This is a genomic window from Arthrobacter sp. YAF17 (genome assembly GCF_052113365.1).
In the GTDB taxonomy this organism is placed as follows: domain Bacteria; phylum Actinomycetota; class Actinomycetes; order Actinomycetales; family Micrococcaceae; genus Arthrobacter.
In genome coordinates this window covers 1-364 of record NZ_JBFRDB010000055.1, presented here as the reverse complement: position 1 = coordinate 364, position 364 = coordinate 1, and the positions used below count along the sequence as shown (strand labels likewise).

The window sequence follows — 364 nt, the reverse complement described above, 5'->3', positions numbered from 1 at the left end:
CTGTGTTGACGTCGGGTCGGGCCTGGTTGGCGGTGAAGGGGTATCCCTGGGTTTTGCCGTCGGGTGCGGTGACGTAGATGTGTACGGGGATTGACTGAGCTGGGGTGCCGGGGTCCAGGGTCCAGCCGCGGATGGTCAGGGCCGCGCCGKTGGAAGTTGCGATGATTCGGGTCTCGTCCAGGGACCCCAGAGGCGAAGGAACGCTCTGGGCTTGGAGTGTGTTGCAGCCGAGGAGGGTGTTGCCGTTGGAGAACGCGGTGACGGGGATGCCGTAGGTGCAGATGCGGTAGGTGCCGGGTTGGGTGATGGGGATGTTGTTGGTGTATCCGTGGTTGCCGGTGACGCCGATGGCTGTGTTGACGTC

General features: G+C 64.2%; 1 pseudogene. It reads right to left on the bottom strand.

Features of this window, described 5'->3' with window-relative positions:
• Window positions 1-364, bottom strand: a pseudogene (locus tag AB4Y67_RS19005) (lysozyme); the annotation flags it as partial.